Genomic DNA, 21965 nt, shown 5'->3' with positions numbered 1-21965 from the left:
CGTAAGCGTCCGCCGAAGTCACCTTGCATGACTCAGGCAGATACCCACTGATGCGGCAGCAGTTGGTCGATCTCACTCGCCCGCTGCGTCGGCAGCCGCGTCAGCACATCTTTGAGATAGGCATACGGATCGTGCCCATTCATACGTGCCGACTGGATCAAACTCATAATCGCCGCTGCCCGTTTGCCGCTGCGAAGCGATCCAGCAAACAACCAGTTCGAGCGTCCAAGTGCCCACGGCCTGATCTGGTTTTCGACTGGATTGTTGTCTATGGGCACCGCCCCATCGACCAGGTAGCGCGTCAGCGCTACCCAGCGTTTAAGGCTGTAATCCAAGGCTTTGGCCGTTGCTGATCCATTGGGCACAAGATCGCGCTGGGCCAACATCCAGTCGTGCAGTGCTTTGGCCAGCGGCGCTGCTTTTTCTTGCCGTATTCGACAGCGATCTCCGTCACTCATGTCTCGCACTTGCCGCTCAACTTCGTACAAACCGCCAATCGAGTGCAGCGCCTGTTCTGCCAACTGACTTTTATTCGCGACATGCAGATCGAAAAACTTGCGGCGGGCGTGAGCCATGCAGCCGATTTCGATCATGCCTTTCTCAAACCCAGCTTTGTAACCAGCATTATGTGCTCCAACACATAATGCTGGTTATGTTGCGGCCTGAGTTATGTTGCGGGGGTAAGAGGCGCCGCCTCCCAATCGGGAGTTCGGCGCAAAAAGTGGCACATAAATTCATGCTACAGCCCTCGCATGAACGCCATGAGAGATGCTGAATTCGGTCGCAGGCGCACAGCCTCAGGCACATTTGTGACGTCCAAACATGCAAGCGCCTTGGCCTTCATTTCGAGATCGACTTCCGCGTAGATGTGGGTTGTGTCCAAGGAGACATGCCCCAGCCAGGCCCGAATTGTATTGATATCGACCCCGGCTCTTAACAGGTGAACGGCGGTCGTGTGTCGAATAGTGTGCGGGCTGATGCGCCTGCCTTGCATGGAATCAACCCACTTGCCGGCTGCTCGTCCATACACCGACACAACGCGATACATGCCGAATCGAGTCATGGGATTCCCGGTACGACCTATGAATACGCGATCCTCTGTTCTGCGTTCGACGATGAGTGGCCGCAGCGCTGTAGCTGTTACTGCCCACAGGGGGCAGACGCGCCATTTGTTTCCCTTACCCAGAATGCGCACGGAGGGTGAAGTCCCAAGTTGCAAATTACCAACGCTGAGGCAGGCAGCTTCATCAGCGCGGGCGCCAGTGTTGTACAGAAAAAGCAAAATCGCATAGTCCCGTGCACCCTGGCTCGTAGCTCGATTAGGTGCCCGGAGCAGAGCCTCCACTTCTGGCTTGTCGAGGTAGTGGATGACCGCCTGGGTAGTTTTTTTGAACGGGATAGAACGGATCTCTGTGCACCACGCCAAATGCTCTGGCGATCGCATAGCGATGAAGCGCCCTAATGAATGAATCGCGCAGAGCCGCTGGTTGCGCGTGACAATGCCACAACCGCGCTCGTGTTCGACGTGTTCAAGGAATGCGCGCACGATGGCGGGCGATATGTCGAGCACCGACAAATGGTCGATTGCCACCGAGGCTCTTCGACTGACAAATGGAAGCAGGAGTGTCAGCGTGTCGCGGTAACTGATCTGAGTGTTGTGGGAAAGGTTGCGCTCGGCGACCAGATACTCCAACAAGAAGCGACGTACCCATGCCCCGAGGCGATTGCGGTCAATCATGATCAATCTCCTGGCCTGAATAAATGGCAAATCGGCGACTCGCTTCGTGCAACAGTTCGGGAGTCATATGCAAATAGCGCTGGGTCGACCTTATGTCGAAATGCCCCAAATACGTTGCCAATTGCGGCAATAGCCGCTGTACATCCTTACCGGCGCGATACCATCCCAGTACACGATGAACGGCGGCTGTATGCCGCAGATCATGGAGACGCGGAGGCCGTAGCTCGCCAGTTGGGCGAGCAATACCTGCCGCCAAACGAACGCGTTGGAACAGAGTTATGACGTATTGATAGTTCAGGCGATGGCCAGTACGAGTGCACAGCAGGGCAGAGTCTTGGCCTAGTGGAAGTGCTAGCGCGCAACGTTGTCGTAGATAAACTCGCAGTTTCGATGCCAGCCTGGGCCCAATCGGCACCAGCCTTGTCTTATAAAACTTTGTGTCACGAACGGTGATGATTCGCTGCTCGAGGTCGACGTCACAGAGGTTTAGTCTGATCGCCTCTCCGACGCGCAGCCCGGCACCGTAAAGGATCAGCAGCAGAGTTCTGTATGTCACAGCTTGAAGGCGACTGAGCGAGGTACTCAGTATGACGGTGGCATCTAATAGGTGCTGTATTTCTGCGGCGGCATAGACATAGGGAGTCTGTGCCGGTGGAAGCTGTGGTGGTCGTTCCGGCAGGGGCTGGATCGTTGTGTGGCCACGTGCGATTGCGAAGCGATAAAAGCTAACAAGTAATCCTCGCTTCGTCTTCCACGTAGCGCTTAGCTCACCGTGCCCGTGCAGAAATGCGGCTACAGCCTCTGGAGTAACTTCGGGGAGCGGGAGATTTCCAGTCTCACGTGCAAACTGACGCAGCACTCTGGCACTGCTATTCAGGCCCACGCCTTGGGCACGACGGACAGCCACGTAGGCATTGACTACGTCCAAGGTTCTCATTGCAGGTCTCCCAGGTCGAAGTCACCGACTTCACGTAACGAGACCAGATCAACCTTGGTGTACGTCATCGTCGCCGATGTGCTTCGGTGGCCAAGGTGGTCGCCAATTTCCTTGAGGCTCAGCCCATTGGCGAGCAGCCTGGCCGCGCATGCATGTCGAAGCGCGTGCGGCCCCAAATGTGCAGCTTGTATGTTGAGCAGACGCAATCTGCCGCTGACGATGTTGTATAGACCTGCAGCGGAGATGGGGATTCGCGGCGCCCGAATTCGGATGAATATCTCAGGGTGCAGTACCTTCGGACGCACTGTGTCAACGTATTGCGCTAATGCCTCAGCCACTGTGGAGACCAATGGGTAAACCTGCGGCTGACGGCGCTTCAATCGCCAAATACGCAATTGGCGAGCAGCCCAGTCGATCTGATCCAACCGGAGTGCAGCAACTTCTCCCCGGCGTAAGCCGTAGATGGCGAGAAGCATCAGAATGGCTCGATCGCGCACATCGCGTTCAGAACTTGAATCTGTAGTTGCGAGTAACCGCTGAACATCCTCCCAGCTCAGTGCATAGGGAAGTGACTCCAGGGCGTAATGTCGCGGGGAGCGGATCGAGTCGGCCAATGTACTGCTGCATGATCCCTGCGTTGCCGCGTAGCGCAGGAATACCCGCAACATTGTTGCGACGTGCCCTGCCGAAATTCGCGACCACCGTTGCGCACCGTAGGTGATGAAGTAGGCATCAATATCCTCGGGGCTAAGCGTCGAAAATCTACGGCCTGTGTTGAAGCACCAGCGTAAAAAGGTTGCCGCTCGACTGCGCCATTGACTGATGGTACATGGTGTCAAACCGCGTTCGTCCCGCATCCACGAGACGAAAAGCTCAAGATTCTCCTCGAATGGAATTGGCTCCGCCGTTGGCTCTTGCCACCAGCCTAGGAACTTAAACCAAGGTCTCGCGGTGTTTATCAACGTCGTAGCAGTTGCAGGAGAATTGGCCGGCAATGGCCCTTCGTGAATAATCTGGCGCAGCCGCGACGAATTGATTGCATTGAGGTCGCTTGGCTGCACCCGCTCGGCGATCCAAAGCAAGCAGCACGCCTTTAAGTAAAGGGAGGCATGCGTACAGCCCTGCTCAGCACAGTGCTGTAGATATCGCTCGCGTTCAGCGGCCAGCGACCCCGCACGATGGCGTTTACAGGCAGCGTTTGAAGAATAGATATTTTCGAACATGGCAGACACTCCAGGGGATGAAGGTCTACCAAGGCGCTGCAATTTATGTTGCGTCAATCGCCTATCGACAACATAGAAACTGCCTATTCGCCCGGTCGGAATCACATAACTCAGGCCGCAACATAACCAGCAAAGTCGTCGCACACCAGCTTGCCATTCCACGCGCCGAGGAAGTTACGCGCATGCTCACCGGCGCGGCTCGGGCTGAAGTCATAAACCACTGCCTTAAGCGCCGAAAACGGCGTGGTGCAGTAAGCCCAGACATAAGCGCGGTGAGTTTTCTTCTCTCCGGGCGCAAGCATCTGCACCGGCGTCTCATCGGCGTGGACAACTTGCTGCGCCAGGACGGCTTCTTGCAAGGCATCAACTAATGGCTGAAGCTGTACACCTGTTTGTCCAACCCATTGAGCTAGTGTGGAGCGCGGGATCGCTAAACCAGCGCGCCCGAAGATTTTCTCCTGCCGATACAGCGGCAAGTGGTCAGCGAACTTCGCCACCAACACATGCGCGATCAGGCCCGCAGTTGGGATGCCCTTGTCGATCACTTGGGCCGGTACCGGTGCCTGGATCAGTGTTTCGCACTGACGGCAGGCCCACTTCCCACGCACATGCTGTTCAACGGTGAACACGCCCGGCGTGTAATCGAGCTTCTCGCTGACGTCCTCGCCGATGCGCTGGAGTTGGCAGCCGCAAGTGCACTGAGTGCTTTCTGGTTCGTGATGAATGACGGTGCGTGGAAACTGCGGCGGCAGTGGCGCGCGCTTTGGTTTTTGGCGCGCCTCTTCTGGAGCAGGAGCCGGAAGCAGTGCCGTCAGCTCGGCGTCGATAGCCTCAAGGTCGGTGTTGAGCAGATCGTCGAGCAAGCTGCCTTGTTCAGGACTGATCTGCTCGCTGCGTTTGGCAAACCGGTGCCGCTTGAGGATCGCGATCTCGTGGGTCAGTTGCTCAATGATGGTTTGATCGCGGTGGATCTTTCTGCCCATGGTGTCGACCTTCGACATCAACTGCGCAGCGAGTGCACGCAGTTGGTCGGGGGTCATTTGGTCGAGGTTGGGCATAGAAGTGTCGGGTAGCCACAGATCATTACTGATCCGCAGCCCCCTCAGAACCGTACGTGCGAGTTTCCCCGCATACGGCTCAAGCTTACGAAAGCCAGTGCATCACTGGCCGGTTACGCGGAAGGTGGTTTTTTGCAAACCGTTATACTGAAGTGGCTTGTTGAGTCCCAGTTCATGGCACTGCAAGTGACAGTCGGGATGAAGCAGTGCGCGGTTTTCTAACTTATCAGAGCCGCCATCCACCCGCCTGACAACATGGTGATCATGCCAGCCGGTATCCTTGCTGATGGCATGCCCGCATAAGGCACATATACCCTGTTGCCGCCTGAAAAGGCTATGTATCTGCCGTCGATAACGAAGCTTGTGCAGCATCCGCTGAACCCTTAATGCCTCCCATTTGAACTCCTGTTCTGCATCGTACGGTTGATACGCAAGCGGTAAACGCTTGTGACGAACGATCGCGGTGTCCGCCAGCATGTATAGTTGGCGAAACCTTACCATCCCGTCGGGCCCCTTTAATGGGTGCACAAATGCCCGATGAATTTCGGAGCAGTAATATCGTCGCTTAATCCAGCCAACAGACTTCCTCGGATGCCGTCGCTTTGCCCACCTAAAAATACGCCAGAATATTAGATTATCCAGCTTACTAAAGGTGGCTTTCGCCACAACCGGGGAATGGTATTGTGCCCATCCTCGCAGTACAGGGTTAAGCCGTCCCATCAGTGCGTCTTGGGTAAGCGCTCCGCTATTTTTTATGACATCTCGCACTTTTCGGTAGAACGCTGATACATTTTTCTTCGAAGGCTTGATCATCAGCTTTGCTTTTCTTTTCGACGACTTCGGAACGTACTTCCTAAAATTCCACCCAAGAAAATCAAATCCTTGATGGATATGTACGATGTGCGTTTTATCCTGGGATAGCGCAACCCCACGTGCAAACAGGAATTGCTCAATCCAAGGCCTGACCTCGTTTTCAAGCAACTCTTTCGAGTTTGCCATTACCACAAAGTCATCTGCGTAGCGCACAACTTGAACTTTGGTTTTCTTAGCTACCAAGGCGCCAAAGCGCTTTTTCAAGTGGTCTTTTAGTAAAAGTTCTAAACCATTTAAGGTGGCGTTTGCGAGGCAGGGCGAAATGATACCGCCTTGTGGCGTACCTGCGTCCGTAGCAACGAAATGCGCTTGGTCAACAACCCCGGTTTTCAGCCATTTTCGCAATATCGTCTTATCCATAGGGATATTTTGACATAGCCAATCATGACTGATGTTATCGAAGAAACCTTTGATGTCCCCTTCCAAAATCCATGTAGGGGCCACTTGAGGTGCCAGCAAATGGAACAGCTCTACCATCGCATCGGCCGTCGAGCGATCTGGTCGAAAGCCGTAGCTGCGAGGATCGCTCTGGCTCTCTACGACGGGTTCAACCGCCATTAGATGAAGCGCTTGCATAGCCCTGTCCAACATCGTCGGAATTCCGAGTGGACGTTTCTCCTGTCTCCCAGGTTTGGGTATCCATACCCGCCTCAAAGGTTTAGAACAGTAACCCCGCCTCCTCGAGAGGAGTTTCACACCTCGAAGTTTGGCTAACGGCGTCTCCCATGTTTCACCATCGATCCCTGGGGTGCGGCGCCCTCGGTTCTCCGTTACTCGCCGCACGGCTAAACACCGACTATGGAACGAGTGGATTAACAACCGTTGAAGACGCTTCACCTTTCGCCAGTCCGCCTTCCTTGTTGCCTGCGCGATTTTCAACTGCGTTTTCCGAACGGAAGCTTGAATTGTTGCCCAGTCTAGACCGGGCCAACTCACGGAGCCGTCCAAGGACGTAGACGCAACCGAAGTTGACGGTTGGGTATTCATACAGTCCTGTTCGAGTTTATAGATTATTTCCACAGATACTCTTAATGTGTTTCCGCGTAATACTTCGTAATTCGATGGAATCAACAGTTTCTATGCGCTCGTAAACCAGATGCACGTCAGCCAGGGTTGCCCCTGCCGGTAATGTTAAAACCGGTATGCCGCCCGTTACAGGCGGCCCTTCGCTTTTTGCATCCTCCTATTCCCCACACCCATCAACGTCCCTTGCGGAAAGTCTGCCTTCCTGATTTCTCTGAGAAGGCGAGTGGTCGGGATTGCCACGTTCCCTGAGTCGCATCAATTCGCTGGTTAGGCTTCGTCTATCCCCCGACAGCGTTCGTAGTACCGCATCCCTTTGCATGACAGGAATGACTTGCTGTAATGCCTATTTGGCTGGGGCCGATAATTGCCGTAGGCCCGACAATCCTAAGGATTCTCCGAACAAGTCTCAAACTGTGCTGAAATACGCATGCCCCCCCTGAGCCGAGCCGCCCATGAGCCAGATGAGCTTTTCCGACTTTGAATACGCCGGCAAGCGCAAGCAGACCCGCCGCGAACGCTTCCTCGCCGAGATGGATCAGGTCGTGCCCTGGACTGGCCTGCTTGAGCTGATCGAGCCGTTCTACCCCAAGGCCGGTGGCGGCCGAAAACCCTATCCACTGGAAACCATGCTGCGCATCCATCTGTTGCAGAACTGGTTCTCCCTGAGCGATCCGGCCATGGAAGAAGCGCTCTACGAAATCACTCCCATGCGCCAATTCGCACGCCTGACGCTGAGCGCGCCGATCCCCGAAGACACCACGATCATGAACTTTCGGCACTTGCTGGAGAAGCATCAGCTCGCACCTGCGATCCTCGCGGTCATCAATGGTTATTTGCAGGAAAAAGGCTTGTCGCTGCGCCAGGGCACCATCGTCGATGCCACCATTATTCATGCCCCCAGTTCGACCAAGAACGAAGAAGGCAAGCGCGATCCCGAGATGCATCAGACCAAGAAAGGTAACCAGTATTTCTTTGGGATGAAGGCCCATATTGGCGCCGATGCAGAGTCGGGGCTGGTTCATCACGTCCATGGCACCGCCGCCAATGTGGCCGATGTCACACAGGTCGCGGAGCTACTGCATGGCGAAGAAAACGCGGTGTATGCAGACGCCGGATACACCGGGGTCGAGAAGCGTGAAGAGCATGAAAATCGCGAGGTAATCTGGCAAATCGCCGCGCGCCGCAGCACCTATTCCAAATTGAATAAACGCAGCCTGCTCTACAAAGCCAAGCGCAAGATCGAGTACTGCAAAGCTCAGACGCGGGCCAAAGTTGAACATCCGTTTCGGGTGATCAAGCGCCAGTTTGGTTACGTGAAAGTTCGCTTTCGTGGGCTGATGAAAAACACGGCTCAGTTGACCACGCTGTTCGCCCTATCAAACCTGTGGATGGCTCGCAAACGGCTCATGGGTATGGGCGAGTTGCGCGCTTAACACGGAAGACCGGGCAAAAAAGCCCTCAATACACGATGCATCGGTCGTTTTTCGGCAAATAGCGGTACGTGCCGGGTAATTTTCGACCTGCTTCTGTCTTGCAGCGAGTTGATCGGAGCATCCCTAACGAGGGTTCTGTCGACGATTCACATATGTTAGCCATGCAGGTTGGGTCACTAGCCCCCGCACTACCGTGCAACTCGGTTGTCCCGCACATCCCGTTACCGGCCTGCGCGCTCTTGCGAGAGGGACATTGTTGATCGGGCTTCACACACCAAGATTAGCTCCTGACGCATGCCGATCTAGTGAACTGATGGATACACATCAGGCTCGGTACCCCATAAAGCAGGGCTGAGCAATGAGACTCAGAGTTGCGACATGTACTCAATTGTTAACCTTTGATAGTGAGTACACGGTCTCGTGTCGCACCATGCCGTGGATTTTACCAAAGCAGACCGCCTACGGCAGTAGGCCAAGAAGCAAAATTAAAACTTTTAAAGCAGTGTAATTACGCCGCCAACGCCAACACGTTGCCAAGGTAGACCGAGCACCAACGCCCGAAGTTGCTCGGCATCCAGCTCCATCTCGCAACCTTGGCGAATGCCTGGCCAGTGGAATTTGCCTTGGTTCAACCGCCGTGCCGCCAGCCAAACACCAATTCCGTCATGAACCAGGACTTTCATTCGGTTAGCCCTGCGATTGGCAAACAGATAAGCACAGTGCGGCTTCGCCGCACCGAATACTGCGATCACTCTGGCCAGCGCAGTCTCGGTACCCGCGCGCATATCCATGGGCTCGGTGGCGAGCCAGATGGCGTCTATGCGGATCACTTGGCAAGCTCTCGAATAAATCGAGCGCACCCATCAGGATCGGAAACTGGCCACTTCACTGCGATGGCTTGTTCGCCAACGGGTATCTCGATGATCGCCGATGCCTCCGACGGCCGCTTAGGCGGAGCCTTCAACGGGACAAACGCAGGCAACGCGGCAACTGAGGTATGCCGGTAAAGCGGCAGCCATTTACGAGTGACGTTGGCGTTGATGCCGTGAGCGATGGCAACGCTTGAAACGGTGGCCCCGGGCTGAAGGCATTCCTGAACGACCTGGGCTTTGAACGGTTTGGGATAAGAACTTCGTTGGCGCATGGAAATCCTGGCGATTAAGGGTGATCGCGTCCGCTTAAAAATACGCGGACACCCGGCGTTTTTCAAGGTACTTGTCGCTTCAACCGTCTAACTATGCCGCTCTTTTCTCGACCTGTTGCTCTCGATCCGGGTTCAACAACACGGTACCGATCGGCTGCCAGTTACGCGTCCGGCCTGACCACCGCTCCGGCTTTTTCTCCTTGGCTCGCTCATACAACTCATGCCGTCGGGCCAGGACCTGATGGTCCATTCCTCGATGCCGCTCGGCTGGCGTGACGAACCGGATACGGCTATGCCGGTGCTCGTGGTTATACCAGCGCATGAAATCCCTCACCCAAGCGCGTGCAGCGTCCAAGCTGGCAAAGCCATCCGGCGGCCATTGCGGGCAGTATTTCAGCGTTCTAAACAACGACTCCGAGTAGGGATTGTCGTTGCTGACCCGCGGTCGGCCCCGCGAGGGCGTGATGCCCAGGTCATACATCTTGCTCAACAGCGTCACCGATTTCATCGGCGCTCCGTTGTCCGAGTGCAGCACCAGAGGCTCGCGCAAACACTGCTCGCCGCTCACGCTGCGTTGCAGCAGCGCAGCGGCTTTCTCGCCGCTTTCCGCGTCGTAGACCTCCCAGCCCACGGCTTTGCGGCTGTAAATATCTTCGATCAAATAGAGGTAGTAATACTTTCCACGTATCGGCGACGGTAAATAGGTGATGTCCCACGACCACACCTGATTGGGCCCTTTGGCCGCATGCGTCGTCGGTGCGGCATGCCGCCTGGGGCGTTGGCTACGACCTCGGTGTTGCTGTTGACCCGCCGCCCGCAAGACGCGATAAAACGTCGCCTCCGACGCCAGATAACGCCCTTGATCGGCCAGGCGCGGCACGATCTGACTCGGCGGTAGATGGGCGTACTCAGAGCTGTTGCACAGCGTCACAATCACCTGTCGCTCGCCCTCGCTCAGTGCGTTACAGGGCGTTGGCCGCACGACCGTCGTTCGAGCATCGGCCTGAACGACTTCAGTTTCGGTCCAGCGTTGCAGGGTTCGCGGCGATAAACCGACCTCCTGGCAGGCCCGGATTTTTCTGGCTCCCGCCATGACCGCTTCACTCAGCCAGTCAACGAACAACTGCCGTTGCGGCAAAGACGTCAGTTGTCCTCGTTGTCGGTCCCCCAGTAGTCGTTGAGCTTTTTTCGCAGCACCAACAACGCGGCTGTTTCAGCGAGCGCCTTATCTTTGCGGCGCAGTTCTCGCTCAAGCTCCTGGATACGCTTCTTATCCTTGCGCGACTGCTCTCGATCCTCTTTTTGCAGGGCTTTATCCGACTTCTGGCCGGTAATGAAGGCTTGTCGCCACGCGCTGATTTGCTCGGGGTAAAGGCCTTTGCGCCGGCAATACTCGCCCAGGTCGATCTCGGACAAGCTGGCGGTTTCAAGGACGACAGCAAACTTGGTTTCGGCTGACCAGTTCTCGGTCAACGGCTTGTTTTCGGACACTGCATTTCCTTCAGAACTGAGCTGCTTGCGCCAGTTGGACAAAGACATTTCGCTGACCCCTTCGCGCCGAGAAACCTCGGCCATCGACAGGCTCAGTGGGGGAAGCAGCATCTTGAGCAATGCGGCTCTGCGTTCAGGTGAATAATACGGCACGACCAGTCTCTTTCCGCCCCCGATATGCTTTTTTAGGAAAAATCGGAGAGGCGACAACTATCCTGACACCGGGGGCACCATCGCCCTTAATGCTGGAGTTTTGAAGGTGACATGGCCGGACGCTTACAGATTTTCTGCGGCCACCACATTCAGGGACTGAATCGTGGACTAAAAAGCACTGGCTGGCGGTGGTTTTGGGTGGAACTGGCCGGACTGAACGGCCGCGCGGGCGGCGCTCGATTTACGCAACAGCGCAAAACCCAAGACAAGCACCTGGAAGCCTTAATACACGGTCTCTCTCCCTTCATCCTCAGGGTGAACCGCAGAGTGCCTGTCAACAGATTGCATAAGCCTCACGAGGTGCCTGCCTTGGTTTCTCCTTTGTTCTTGAGATCGAGCGCCGCCCGCGCGGCGCATCGCGGCTAAAGCCCCCTCCTACATTTGTTGCAACGTGCCATGCCTGTGAGATTGGAGTTGCCAGCCACGCGCAATCGCGCAACCCCTACCGAAACCATAAAAATCCAAAGCCGAACCACCAAGGCTAACAACGCCGACCCCACAGGCCATGGCACGTTTCAACAAATGTAGGAGCAGACCTTGGTCGCGATGCGCCGCGCGGGCGGCGCTCGATTTGGGCAACAACGCAAAACCCAAGGCAAGCGCCTGGAAGCCTTGATACGGTCTCTCTCCCTTCATCCTCAGGGTCAGCCCTTTCAAGGTCTTTCATCTTTTTTGGCCTTGAGCACCCGGTCCGTCGATACATGAGCACGCGCAGCTTTGCCCTCGAGCCATTCCTTGGGTTTATCTACTTTGGGGCCGCGTTTGCTTTTAGCGACCTGTCGGGGCTGGATATTCCTGGCCAGCGCCAACAGACGCTCCGCCAGAGTTTCTGAGGTCGTTTGGAGTGATAGGTAATCCGAGGGCAACGCGATCTGCATCCCCTCATAACTGCTGCGCACCTGCACCGCCAGGTGGAAGATCGAAGCTTCCCAGCCCTCGGGCTGCGTCTGGCGATGGGCCTGTTCAACACTGCGCTTAAGGACCGACAAAACGTTGTAGGCCAAGATCGCCGAGGCAAAACCGAGCAAGGCCGCTCGGGGGTTGCCCAGGCTTGCGATTTCACTGTCCAGCACCGATTCCAGGCGTTGGAACATCCCTTCGATACTCCAGCGACGACGGTACAAATCAGCGATCTGCTGAGCACTGATGCTGTCGGGCAAATTGCTCCAGAATAAGAGCGTGGAGTCACCCGACTCAGTGGGCGTTCGCAAGCTCAGTTCAATTCGCCGCCAGCAGCGTCCGCCTTTCAATTCGATGGTTTGTTCACGCACCGTTCCAGCCTCGACAGACACGGGTTCTTGCCAGTCGTTTTCCTGGATCAGGCGTGGATGGTGACTCTGCTGACGAATAATGAACGAGGCGCCCGACTCCTCGCAGGCTTCCATGACGGGGAGCGTGCAATAGAGCCGATCGGCCATCCACAGCTGTCCCGCCCTCGCACTCGCCAGCAACGGCAGTACGCTGACGCGTTCACTGGCGTAGGCATCTTCGCAGGGCTGAAGGTCAACGACCTGATCCAGGTCGGGGTCATAGACCACGACCGAAAAACCAGGCCGCGCGGCGCCTCGTTCACGCCGCAAAGCCCCCAGACGTTTTTCGGTAGAAGGCAGGTGGTTGCCGTCGACGATACGCAGTTGCCAGCCGGGCAAAATGGCTGAACAGCCCAACGCTTCTATGGTCGGGGTCAACCGCTCTGCGCTGCCGGTGACCAGGGCCCGCAGCAACGCGGGTTCTGTGCGGCTGACCTTGTCATAGAGCGCTGCCAAGGTAACCGGAAGGTCCTCCATCTGACGTGCAGCGGCATGCAGTGAAGGTCGTAAACCCAATGAAACAAGGGACATCAGCTCAACGATGGTCGAAAACAAAAGCTCACGCGGGTACTGGCGTTGGCGATGGTTTTCGAACACCTGATCGACCCACTCGGCCGGGATGGCCTGCTCCAACGCCAACTTGGCCATGACGCTGGCCGGTGCTTTTTTTTCAAACCGCGCTAAGACTTCTTCCCACATCGTTTCGTCATCCTGGACCGTAGATGGGAGAGAGTTTAAACGAAGACCTTGAAAGGGCTGATCCTCAGGGTGGAACAGTAGGAGTGGTGAGTTTAGTTTATTTTGTCTACACCCTCTTAGGGAGACGCTGAACAAATCACCGATTCATACCGAGCCCCATTTTCAAACCGGTTTTTTCGCCCTACCGGTCTTATTCCACGTTTCTGGGGCCGATTTCAGGCCCCATTTTGCTAATTAGCGGGCCAACCCCGCCTTTCAGACGGATTTATCCCGCCATGCGCTGGAAATACCGCTTGGCCAGCATCAGATTGGCCAACCCGAACAGACTAAACAACTGCGCGGTGTTCTTTTCCAGCCCGCGGTAACGCACCTTGCGATGATTGAAGCGCACTTTGATCACTTGGAACGGATGCTCTACCTTGGCACGCAGTTGCGCCTTGGCGTATTCGATCTTGCGCTTGGCCCTGTACAGCACGCTGTCTTTGCCGTGATGCTGGTAGCTGCTTGGCCGTGCTGCAATCGACCAGATAACGTCCCGTTCAGCATGCTCCGCTCGCTTGTCCGCACCGGTGTATCCAGCATCTCCCGAGACATAGGTTTCGGCACCGTGTAGCAGCTTGTCGACCTAGGTGACATCGGCCACGTTGGCCGCCGTCCCCACCAGGCTGTGCACCAGCCCCGACGTGGCGTCGACGCCAACGTGGGCCTTCATCCCAAAGTGCCACTGATTGCCTTTTTTGGCCTGATGCATCTCAGGGTCGCGCTTGCCTTCTCGGTTCTTGACCGAGGGCGGTGCGGCGATCAGGGTGGCATCGACAATGGTGCCTTCCTTGAGCAACAGACCACGATTGGCCAGATGCTGGTTGATCGTTTCAAACAGCACCCGTGTCAGCTGATGGGTTTCCAGCAAGCGGCGAAAACGCAGCAAGGTAGTGGCGTCCGGTGCCGACTCGCGGCCCAGGTCAATGCCCATAAATCCACGAATGGCCTGGCTGTCGTAAACAGCATCTTCGGTACCTTCATCGGAGAAACCGAAACACTGCTGCACGACATACATGCGCAGCATGCGCGACAACCCAATCGCGGGGCGCCCGCGCTTGCCTGTGGTGTCGCCGTAAAACGGCGCCACCTGCGCCTCCAACTGCGCCCAGGGCACCAACTGCTCGATATCAGTCAGGAAACGATCGCGGCGCGTTCGCTTTTTCTTGCCGGCGTATTCGAGTTCGGAGAAGGTCTTCTGCATGTCGGGTAACGAGGCTCACGAAGAGGATGGCTGGCTGAAGGTGTGTAGTGTGCCAAGGGTCGGGGGCGGTTGGCTATTTATGCAGCGTCTCCTTAGTGGGAAGTGGCAACGGATGTAAGGAGCTGCAAGCATTGGCAATATCGGAGCAAGTGAATGAAGGGTCAGGTCTCGTTTGGCTTTCTCAAGACATTTAACATCGCCAAGTCGTTTTGCATTGGATCTAGTTGAACTCCAAGGTTGAGGCCCATGGAGTGCATTAGGTTCGCGAAGTGGATATATGGTTGGTTTTCGGGTGTTATATCTATACTTTTCATTGTCATAACTAATCCATCAGCATCCGGATTAATTTGAGTGCACGAATTAACACCACCGTATGGAGTCGGTGAGATTCCCACTCCGCAAGAGTGAAATAAATCTTGAAATTGCATGGCGTACATTTGTGCTTCGCTATCTGCAACTGAAGCGACCCTGAAGGTGACTACCGGTGCGATCTTGAATTTTTCAGATTTAAGAAGGTCGGACAATATTCCCGCCTGGCTCGGCGTTAAACTGCGTAACTTCTGAAGCTTATGCAGGCGTTCATTTACTTTTGCAGTTTCTGCCTTAGCTTCTTCTGCCTGTTTCTTGAGCAGCGAAGTTTCGTTCTCTAGCTTTGAGGCTCTTTCATTTGCTGCGGCAGATTTTAGATTTGCTTCAGCCGCTCTCGCATCCGCCAAGCTAGATGCTTTAGTTGCCTCGGCAATTTTTAAGTCAGTTTGTGCTTGGCGATTTTCATCGTATTTTTCAATGATGGAATTTGCATGAAATGTGCCGTAGGTACCTAATGCTACAATAACAGCGCACACCGCTAAGGCGATGTTTGAAAGGGTCAGAAGTGTTCTTGCAGCTTCAATTTCCATATATCGACCACATTCTAAACATAGCTAATCGTTTGCCGGCTGATTTTTACGGCCTATTCGCGCAGCTCAAAAATGAATGCTCCGATTCGCTCGGGATGACGAGCGTGGCGTCATGCACTGGTTAGACGTGACCTTTGGTCGGAGCGATTTTTAAGCGGTGAGGGGGATAGGTTACTCGCGGCTGAATACGCTTGATAATCCAAACGGCCCCCAAAACGTCCCCCAACATGGTGAGACAAGATCTCAGAAGCCCTGAGACCCTTGAAAACATTGGAGCGGGTGAAGGGAATCGAACCCTCGTTATCAGCTTGGGAAGCTGGAGTAATGCCATTATACGACACCCGCGTGCAGCGGCTGACTTTGTACCAGAAGTCACCAGCTAATTGAAGCGTTTCTTTGCATAAAACATGCGGCTGCCTGTAACGCTGGGGCGTACACCTTCCTCGTGCCGTACCGAATCGGCGTTGATGCACGGGCTGCGTTACAGGCGGCCTTGTTGATCAAATGGCCAGGGCATGGTGGCCCTGAAATGGCTGGTAGCGGGCGCGGGTTTCTTGCGAGATGGGCAGCAGGAAATCCATCAGGACTTTGCGGGTGTCGCGGCACGCTGCTTTGTTTTCCATGTCCAGGAAGTGACCGGCACCCTTGATGGTGGAGAACTGGCAGTTGCGCACGCAATCACCAAACCGGCGTGCGTCTTGTACCGTGGTGTATTCGTCCAGGTCGCCGTTGACGAACAACATCGGGATGTCGATGGCCCTGGCGCCAACCAGTGCGTTGTTCAGATCGTGGTCGAGCACTTCGCTGATGTGGTAGTTCATCTGGCGATATTCGTGCTCGCTCAGGCTGCTGACGTGGCGATAGTTGAAGCGCTTGAACAGCGACGGCAGGTATTTGCCGATGGTGTCGTTGACCAGGTTGCCGACCTGATAGCGATCGCAGGCGCTCAGGTAGCTGACGCCACGCTCCAGGTAGTCGCGCATCGGTTCGTTGATCACCGGCGAGAACGAGCTGATCACGGCTCTTTCGATACGCCGTGGCTTTTGCGCCAGGGCCAGCAGGGTGCTTGCGCCGCCCCACGAGAAGGACATGACTTGATCGACACCAAAGTGGTCGATCAGCTCCAGCAGGATCAGGCCTTCCTCGTGTTTGGTGATCAACTGTTCATGCGGGTTGTGCGGTTTGGACTTGCCAGCGTAAGGCTGGTCGAAGGCCACGACATTGAAATACGGATGCAGGTTACGCACCGTCTGGGCGAATGAGGCGGTGGTTGCCAACGAGCCATTGATCAGAATGATCGTTTTTTCGGCGGCATCTGCGCGATAGAACTCCGTGTAAACCCGGTACTGACCTTGTATGTCAAGCACAGCTATTTCTGGCCTCATGTCATAGACTCCTGGCGAAAAGCGGGTGATCGTGCAAAAAATCTTGCACGTTTTTTATGACAGGTAGGCACACGCCCAGGAAGTTTTTTGGCCCAGTTGTCGATCCGCTAAAGCCCTGGTCGACAGGTGTTGTTATAGGCGGGCAGGCTGTCGGACTCGTCGCTTCGAGACACCGATGGCCGAACAAAAAGTTGCTTGGATGTTGCGAGTGACTCATCAGTCACGGTTGGACTGACGGTTTGGATTCAAGCAGGCGAAGTCCGAACCCGCAAGTGCGCAGTCAGAAAAAAGTCACAAATTTCGGCTGAGCGGTCGACGCCTCAGATGTGCTGGATCTCTGCAGCGGTGAGCGCCCGGTACTGGCCTGGCGCCAGGGTGTCGTCGAGCACCAACGGCCCCATGCGTTCACGATGCAGGCGCAAGACCTTGTTATTAAAGAAGCCGAACATTCTTTTGACCTGGTGATAGCGACCTTCGACGATGCTCAGGCGAGCCTGGCGAGGACCGAGTAGGGTCAGCTCAGCCGGCTGGGTGGTCAGGTTTTCGAAGGCAAAATAAAAACCTTCCAAAAACTTTTGCTCGTAGTCCGGGCCAATCAGTTGCTCGGTTTCGACGTAGTAGATTTTGGCAAGTTTAGTGTCTGGCTGGGTCAGGCGCCGAGACCACTGCCCGTCGTTGGTGATCAGCATCAGCCCGGAGGTGTTGAAGTCCAGGCGACCGGCGATGTGCAATTCGCCCTTGTCCGGTTCGTGGATCAGGTCGAGCACGGTGGGGTGTTGCGGGTCGACCGTGGCACTGACGCAGCCCATGGGTTTGTGCAGCATGAAGTAGCGCGCCGGCCGGCCTTGTTGCAGCACTTCGCCGTCACATTCGATGCGGCTGAATTCACGCACATCATGGAGCGGGTTACTGACCACTTCACCTTCCACGCGCACGCGCCGCTCGATCAGCAGCAAGCGCACTTGCTGGCGGTTGAAGCGGGGCAGGTTGCTGAGGAATCGGTCAATGCGCATGGTGATCGGTAGTGGGCAGAGGGCGGCGTAGCTTACGGCATCGGCGCGTCTTTGGAAGCTTTGGTCAGTTGCGCTTCGACCTGAGCGCAGCGCGGGCACAGGCACGCCTGGTTGCGCAGCTCAGTGGGCAGGGCTTCAAGCACCGCCGGGTCGATGCTCACCCCGTAGCACCAGCAAGGCTGGGCAACGGTGCGGGGGTCGGCCAGGGTGCAGCGATTGAGGGCGCCGCACGCTGGGCAATGGAGGGTGTCACTCATAAGTCGATATCGGCCGTTCGGCGCAGACGCCATTGCGCCCGCTTTGTTTGGACCGCCATTCTAGTGAGATGTACTGCAAAAGACTGCCAAAAGTTGTGGGCATCGCATCGTACTTGGGAGACCGCGGTATCTTCATCGCCGGCAAGCCGTGCTCCTACCGACCGCGGTATCTTCATCGCCGGCAAGCCGTGCTCCTACCGACCGCGGTATCTTCATCGCCGGCAAGCCGTGCTCCTACCGACCGCGGTATCTTCATCGCCGGCAAGCCGTGCTCCTACCGACCGCGGTATCTTCATCGCCGGCAAGCCGTGCGCCTACCGACCGCGGTATCTTCATCGCCGGCAAGCCGTGCTCCTACCGACCGCGGTATCTTCATCGCCGGCAAACCGTGCTCCTACCGACCGCGGTATCTTCATCGCCGGCAAGCCGTGCTCCTACCGACCGCGGTATCTTCATCGCCGGCAAGCCGTGCTCCTACCGACCGCGGTATCTTCATCGCCGGCAAGCCGTGCTCCTACCGACCGCGGTATCTTCATCGCCGGCAAGCCGTGCGCCTACCGACCGCGGTATCTTCATCGCCGGCAAGCCGTGCTCCTACCGACCGCGGTATCTTCATCGCCGGCAAGCCGTGCTCCTACCGACCGCGGTGCCTTCATCGCCGGCAAGCCGTGCTCCTACCGACCGCGGTGCCTTCATCGCCGGCAAGCCGTGCTCCTACCGACCGCGGTATCTTCATCGCCGGCAAGCCGTGCTCCGACCGCGTGTCATGTAGGAGCACGGCTTGCCGGCGATGAAGGCACCGCGGTTTGAGGGATTAGTGCTTGAACATCACGTGCCGCACGGTGGTGTAGTCCTCCAGCCCGTACAGGGACAGGTCCTTGCCGTACCCCGACAGCTTTTGCCCGCCATGGGGCATTTCGCTGACCAGCATGAAGTGCGTGTTGACCCAGGTGCAACCGTACTGCAGGCGCGCCGAAAGCCGGTGGGCGCGGCCTATGTCCTGGGTCCAGACCGAGGAGGCCAGGCCGTAGTCGGAGTCGTTGGCCCAACCCAGTACCTGCTCTTCATCGTCGAAGCAGGTGACCGAGACCACAGGCCCGAACACCTCGCGGCGCACGATTTCATCGCTTTGCAGGGCATCGGCCAGCACCGTCGGCTCGAAGAAATAACCGTCACCCTCTATGGCCTTGCCACCGGTCACCAGGCGGATGTGCGGCTGGGCAATCGCTCGCTCGACAAAGCCTGCCACGCGGGCGCGGTGCTGGGCGGTAATCAACGGGCCCAGCTCGGTCTCGGGGTTGTCCTGCAGGCCGTACTTGATACTGGCGACGGCCTTGCCAAGCTGCTCGACGAAGCGTGCGTAGATGCCTTTTTGTGCATAGATCCGGCAGGCAGCGGTGCAATCTTGCCCGGCGTTGTAGAAGCCGAAGGTGCGGATGCCCTCGACGGCAGCGTCGATGTCGGCGTCATCGAAGATGATCACTGGGGCCTTGCCGCCCAGTTCCATGTGCAGGCGTTTTACGCTGTCGGCGGTGCTGGAAATGATGTTCGAGCCGGTGGCGATGGAGCCGGTCAGCGATACCATGCGCACTTTCGGGTGGTTGACCAGTGGGCTGCCGACGCTCGGGCCGCGGCCGAACACCAGGTTGAGCACGCCAGCGGGGAAGATCTCGTTGGCCAGTTGGGCCAGGCGCAAGGCCGTCAGCGGCGTTTGCTCGGAAGGCTTGAGCACCACGGTGTTACCCGCGGCCAGCGCTGGGGCGACTTTCCAGGCGACCATCATCAGCGGGTAGTTCCACGGCGCGATCGAGGCGACCACGCCGATGGGGTCGCGGCGGATCATCGAAGTGTGCCCCGGCAGATACTCGCCCGCTGCGGAGCCTGACATGCAGCGATTGGCACCGGCGAAGAAGCGGAACACATCGGCAATCGCCGGGATCTCGTCGTTCAGGGCCGCGCTGTAGGGTTTGCCGCAGTTGTCTGATTCCAGCTTGGCCAGTTCTGCTCCGTGGGCTTCGATGGCGTCGGCCAGCTTGAGCAGCAACAGCGAGCGTTCCTTGGGCGCGGTCTGCGACCAACTGGCAAAGGCACTGTCGGCCGCGCGTACGGCGGCGTCGACCTGGGCTTCGCTGGCTTCTGGAATTTCTACCAGTATCTGACCACGAGCCGGGTTGTACACGGGTTGGGCGGTCCCTTCGCCGTCGACCAGTTGGCCGTTGATGAGCAATTGGGTTTGCATGGGGTCTGTGCTCCATCAGTTATTTGCCGCCACTGCCGGCCACGCTTTCGCCGCCGCGGGTCAGGTAATAGGCGCCAAGGATTGGCAGCATGGTCACCAGCATCACGAGCATGGCGACGACATTGGTCACCGGCACATCACGAGGACGGCTGAGTTGGTTGAGCAACCAGATCGGCAGGGTCCGTTCGTGGCCGGCGGTGAAGGTGGTGACGATGATTTCATCGAACGACAGGGCGAAAGCCAGCATGCCGCCAGCCAGCAGCGCCGAGCCCAGGTTGGGCAAAACAATGTAGCGGAAGGTCTGCCAGCCATCGGCGCCGAGGTCCATCGACGCCTCGATCAAGTTTTGCGAGGTTCGGCGCAGGCGGGCGATGACGTTGTTGTAGACGATCACCACGCAGAAGGTGGCATGGCCGATCACGATGGTCAGCACGCCGGGTTCGATCCCCAGCGTCTTGAACGCTGACAGCAGGGCAATGCCGGTGATGATCCCGGGCAAGGCAATCGGCAGGATCAGCATCAAGGAGATACTTTCCTTGCCGAAAAAACTGCGCCGGTACAGCGCCGCCGAGGCCAGGGTGCCCAGCACAATCGCGATCAGGGTGGCCAGGCAAGCCACCTGCAGCGACAGCTTGATCGACTCCAGCACGTCCGCCCGCCCAAAGGCGACGCTGAACCATTTCAGGGTGAAGCCTTGGGGCGGAAAGCTGAAAGCAGCGTCTTCCGTATTGAAGGCGTACAAAAAGATGATCAGGATCGGGAAGTGCAGGAACACCAACCCGCCCCAGGCGGCAATGCGCAGGCCCAGGGATGCTCGCCCTTGGGAGGAAGCGTCAGAGTGCATCGAAGGCCCCCAGGCGTTTGACGATGGACAGGTAAATGGCGATCAGCACGATTGGCACCAGCGTGAAGGCAGCGGCCATGGGCATATTGCCGATGGCCCCTTGTTGGGCGTAGACCATGCTGCCGATGAAATAGCCGGGCGGGCCGATCAGTTGCGGAACGATGAAGTCACCCAGGGTTAGCGAGAAGGTGAAGATCGAGCCCGCAGCGATGCCTGGCACCGACAACGGCAGTATCACCTGCATGAACGTTTGCCGGGGTTTGGCGCCCAGGTCCGCCGAGGCTTGTAACAGCGAGGGCGGCAGGCGCTCCAGGGAGGCCTGGATCGGCAGGATCATGAACGGCAACCAGATGTAGACGAACACCAGGAAGCGGCCCAGATGCGAAGTTGACAGGGTACTGCCGCCCACCCCCGGAAGGCCCAGGATCAGTTGCAGCACCGGCTCCAGATTGAGCTGCTGGACAAACCACTGGGCCACCCCACCCTTGGCCAGCAGCAACGTCCAGGCGTAGGCCTTGACGATATAGCTGGCCCACATCGGCATCATCACCGCGATATAGAAAAACGCCTTGGTCTTGCCCGTGGTGTAGCGCGCCATGTAGTAGGCAATCGGAAAGGCCACCACGGCACTGGCCATCGACACGGCCACGGCCATGCCCAGGGTGCGCAAGATGATGTCGAAGTTCGACGGGTTGAACAGCGCCGCAAAGTTGGCCAGCGTCAGGTCTGGCGTCACCGCCATGGTGAAATCGTCGAAGGTATAGAAGCCTTGCCACATCAGCGTCAGCAGTGAGCCCAGGTAGATCGCGCCAAACCAGATCAGCGGCGGTATCAGCAGCAACGCCAGGTACAGATTGGGGCGCCGGTAGAGCAGGTTGGAAAAACGCCGCAAGGGTGAATAGTTCGGCGTCAGCGCAGATTTCTCCTGGGTCAGGCTCAT

Annotated in this window: 17 protein-coding genes, 1 tRNA gene and 3 pseudogenes; 1 reads left to right on the top strand and 20 read right to left on the bottom strand. The window is 57.0% G+C overall.

Annotated features, from left to right (window positions below):
• Positions 1-32 precede the first annotated feature (32 nt).
• The 6 genes and pseudogenes from tnpC (AC3IX4_RS23715) to ltrA form a co-directional block, all read right to left on the bottom strand.
• Positions 33-623: pseudogene (tnpC, locus tag AC3IX4_RS23715) on the bottom strand (IS66 family transposase); the annotation flags it as partial.
• A gap of 116 nt (positions 624-739) precedes the next feature.
• Positions 740-1738, bottom strand: coding sequence for a tyrosine-type recombinase/integrase (locus tag AC3IX4_RS23710; protein ID WP_489257781.1), 999 nt, complete (start codon positions 1736-1738; stop codon positions 740-742).
• Positions 1731-2675: a tyrosine-type recombinase/integrase gene (locus AC3IX4_RS23705; RefSeq protein WP_489257780.1), complete on the bottom strand. Its 945-nt coding sequence runs from the start codon at positions 2673-2675 to the stop codon at positions 1731-1733. The genes AC3IX4_RS23710 and AC3IX4_RS23705 overlap by 8 nt, the downstream gene beginning before the upstream one ends.
• Positions 2672-3898 (bottom strand): tyrosine-type recombinase/integrase, encoded by a 1227-nt coding sequence (locus tag AC3IX4_RS23700; RefSeq protein ID WP_489257779.1) that lies wholly within the window; start codon positions 3896-3898, stop codon positions 2672-2674. Before AC3IX4_RS23700 ends, AC3IX4_RS23705 begins: the two co-directional genes overlap by 4 nt.
• 113 nt (positions 3899-4011) lie before the next feature.
• A pseudogene (gene tnpC / locus AC3IX4_RS23695) lies at positions 4012-4956 on the bottom strand (IS66 family transposase); the annotation flags it as partial.
• 102 nt (positions 4957-5058) lie between these two features.
• Positions 5059-6816: a group II intron reverse transcriptase/maturase gene (gene ltrA, locus AC3IX4_RS23690; protein ID WP_489257778.1), complete on the bottom strand. Its 1758-nt coding sequence runs from the start codon at positions 6814-6816 to the stop codon at positions 5059-5061.
• Positions 6817-7307: 491 nt separating this feature from the next.
• On the opposite strand from ltrA, the gene AC3IX4_RS23685 reads away from it, so the two are divergent.
• Positions 7308-8288 carry an IS5 family transposase gene (locus AC3IX4_RS23685; protein WP_489257724.1) on the top strand — a complete coding sequence of 327 codons (981 nt, stop codon included), beginning with the start codon at positions 7308-7310 and terminating at the stop codon, positions 8286-8288.
• Positions 8289-8782: 494 nt separating this feature from the next.
• Here the strand turns inward: AC3IX4_RS23685 and tnpB are convergent, their stop codons facing one another.
• The 14 genes and pseudogenes from tnpB to AC3IX4_RS23615 all read right to left on the bottom strand — a co-directional run bounded on the left by tnpB (position 8783) and on the right by AC3IX4_RS23615 (position 21965).
• Positions 8783-9118: an IS66 family insertion sequence element accessory protein TnpB gene (gene tnpB, locus AC3IX4_RS23680; protein WP_010465920.1), complete on the bottom strand. Its 336-nt coding sequence runs from the start codon at positions 9116-9118 to the stop codon at positions 8783-8785.
• A complete protein-coding gene (tnpA, locus tag AC3IX4_RS23675) occupies positions 9115-9432 on the bottom strand; it encodes an IS66-like element accessory protein TnpA (RefSeq protein WP_489257777.1) in 318 nt (105 codons plus the stop codon). Before tnpA ends, tnpB begins: the two co-directional genes overlap by 4 nt.
• A gap of 91 nt (positions 9433-9523) precedes the next feature.
• A protein-coding gene (locus AC3IX4_RS23670) for an IS3 family transposase (RefSeq protein ID WP_489256773.1) occupies positions 9524-11076 on the bottom strand; the annotation gives its coding sequence in 2 pieces (ribosomal slippage) (positions 9524-10614 and positions 10614-11076; 1554 coding nt in all).
• 435 nt (positions 11077-11511) lie between these two features.
• The gene (locus AC3IX4_RS23665; RefSeq protein ID WP_489257776.1) at positions 11512-11793 is read right to left on the bottom strand and encodes a hypothetical protein; all 282 of its coding nucleotides are present in this window, start codon (positions 11791-11793) and stop codon (positions 11512-11514) included.
• Positions 11790-13094 (bottom strand): IS4 family transposase, encoded by a 1305-nt coding sequence (locus AC3IX4_RS23660; protein ID WP_489261189.1) that lies wholly within the window; start codon positions 13092-13094, stop codon positions 11790-11792. The genes AC3IX4_RS23665 and AC3IX4_RS23660 overlap by 4 nt, the downstream gene beginning before the upstream one ends.
• A 316-nt stretch (positions 13095-13410) precedes the next feature.
• A pseudogene (locus AC3IX4_RS23655) lies at positions 13411-14388 on the bottom strand (IS5 family transposase).
• A 161-nt stretch (positions 14389-14549) separates the two neighbouring features.
• Positions 14550-15287 (bottom strand): hypothetical protein, encoded by a 738-nt coding sequence (locus AC3IX4_RS23650; protein ID WP_489257775.1) that lies wholly within the window; start codon positions 15285-15287, stop codon positions 14550-14552.
• Between the two features lie 271 nt (positions 15288-15558).
• Positions 15559-15632, bottom strand: a tRNA-Gly gene (locus AC3IX4_RS23645).
• A 155-nt stretch (positions 15633-15787) separates the two neighbouring features.
• Entirely contained in the window at positions 15788-16672 is an 885-nt protein-coding gene (locus tag AC3IX4_RS23640; RefSeq protein WP_489257774.1) for an alpha/beta fold hydrolase, read from the bottom strand.
• A 320-nt stretch (positions 16673-16992) separates the two neighbouring features.
• Complete coding sequence (locus AC3IX4_RS23635) at positions 16993-17685, bottom strand: pseudouridine synthase (RefSeq protein ID WP_489257773.1); 693 nt, start codon at positions 17683-17685, stop codon at positions 16993-16995.
• 32 nt (positions 17686-17717) lie between these two features.
• Positions 17718-17942 (bottom strand): cysteine-rich CWC family protein, encoded by a 225-nt coding sequence (locus tag AC3IX4_RS23630; protein ID WP_489257772.1) that lies wholly within the window; start codon positions 17940-17942, stop codon positions 17718-17720.
• Between the two features lie 814 nt (positions 17943-18756).
• Positions 18757-20181 carry a gamma-aminobutyraldehyde dehydrogenase gene (locus AC3IX4_RS23625; protein ID WP_489257771.1) on the bottom strand — a complete coding sequence of 475 codons (1425 nt, stop codon included), beginning with the start codon at positions 20179-20181 and terminating at the stop codon, positions 18757-18759.
• Between the two features lie 19 nt (positions 20182-20200).
• Positions 20201-21025, bottom strand: coding sequence for an ABC transporter permease (locus tag AC3IX4_RS23620; protein WP_489257770.1), 825 nt, complete (start codon positions 21023-21025; stop codon positions 20201-20203).
• Complete coding sequence (locus AC3IX4_RS23615) at positions 21015-21965, bottom strand: ABC transporter permease (protein WP_489257769.1); 951 nt, start codon at positions 21963-21965, stop codon at positions 21015-21017. The genes AC3IX4_RS23620 and AC3IX4_RS23615 overlap by 11 nt, the downstream gene beginning before the upstream one ends.

Source organism: Pseudomonas sp. KH_021, from assembly GCF_057838865.1.
This window is presented reverse-complemented; position numbering and strand designations above follow the sequence as displayed.

Coding starts and splice junctions, on each gene's coding strand:
- AC3IX4_RS23630 (WP_489257772.1), bottom strand. CDS start 17,942: ATGAGTGACACCCTCCATTGCCCAGCGTGCGGCGCCCTCAATCGCTGC.
- AC3IX4_RS23615 (WP_489257769.1), bottom strand. CDS start 21,965: ATGAGCCTGACCCAGGAGAAATCTGCGCTGACGCCGAACTATTCACCC.
- AC3IX4_RS23640 (WP_489257774.1), bottom strand. CDS start 16,672: ATGAGGCCAGAAATAGCTGTGCTTGACATACAAGGTCAGTACCGGGTT.
- AC3IX4_RS23685 (WP_489257724.1), top strand. CDS start 7,308: ATGAGCCAGATGAGCTTTTCCGACTTTGAATACGCCGGCAAGCGCAAG.
- ltrA (WP_489257778.1), bottom strand. CDS start 6,816: ATGAATACCCAACCGTCAACTTCGGTTGCGTCTACGTCCTTGGACGGC.
- AC3IX4_RS23710 (WP_489257781.1), bottom strand. CDS start 1,738: ATGATTGACCGCAATCGCCTCGGGGCATGGGTACGTCGCTTCTTGTTG.
- AC3IX4_RS23650 (WP_489257775.1), bottom strand. CDS start 15,287: ATGGAAATTGAAGCTGCAAGAACACTTCTGACCCTTTCAAACATCGCC.
- tnpA (WP_489257777.1), bottom strand. CDS start 9,432: ATGCGCCAACGAAGTTCTTATCCCAAACCGTTCAAAGCCCAGGTCGTT.
- AC3IX4_RS23705 (WP_489257780.1), bottom strand. CDS start 2,675: ATGAGAACCTTGGACGTAGTCAATGCCTACGTGGCTGTCCGTCGTGCC.
- AC3IX4_RS23625 (WP_489257771.1), bottom strand. CDS start 20,181: ATGCAAACCCAATTGCTCATCAACGGCCAACTGGTCGACGGCGAAGGG.
- AC3IX4_RS23660 (WP_489261189.1), bottom strand. CDS start 13,094: ATGGCCAAGTTGGCGTTGGAGCAGGCCATCCCGGCCGAGTGGGTCGAT.
- AC3IX4_RS23700 (WP_489257779.1), bottom strand. CDS start 3,898: ATGTTCGAAAATATCTATTCTTCAAACGCTGCCTGTAAACGCCATCGT.
- AC3IX4_RS23635 (WP_489257773.1), bottom strand. CDS start 17,685: ATGCGCATTGACCGATTCCTCAGCAACCTGCCCCGCTTCAACCGCCAG.
- AC3IX4_RS23620 (WP_489257770.1), bottom strand. CDS start 21,025: ATGCACTCTGACGCTTCCTCCCAAGGGCGAGCATCCCTGGGCCTGCGC.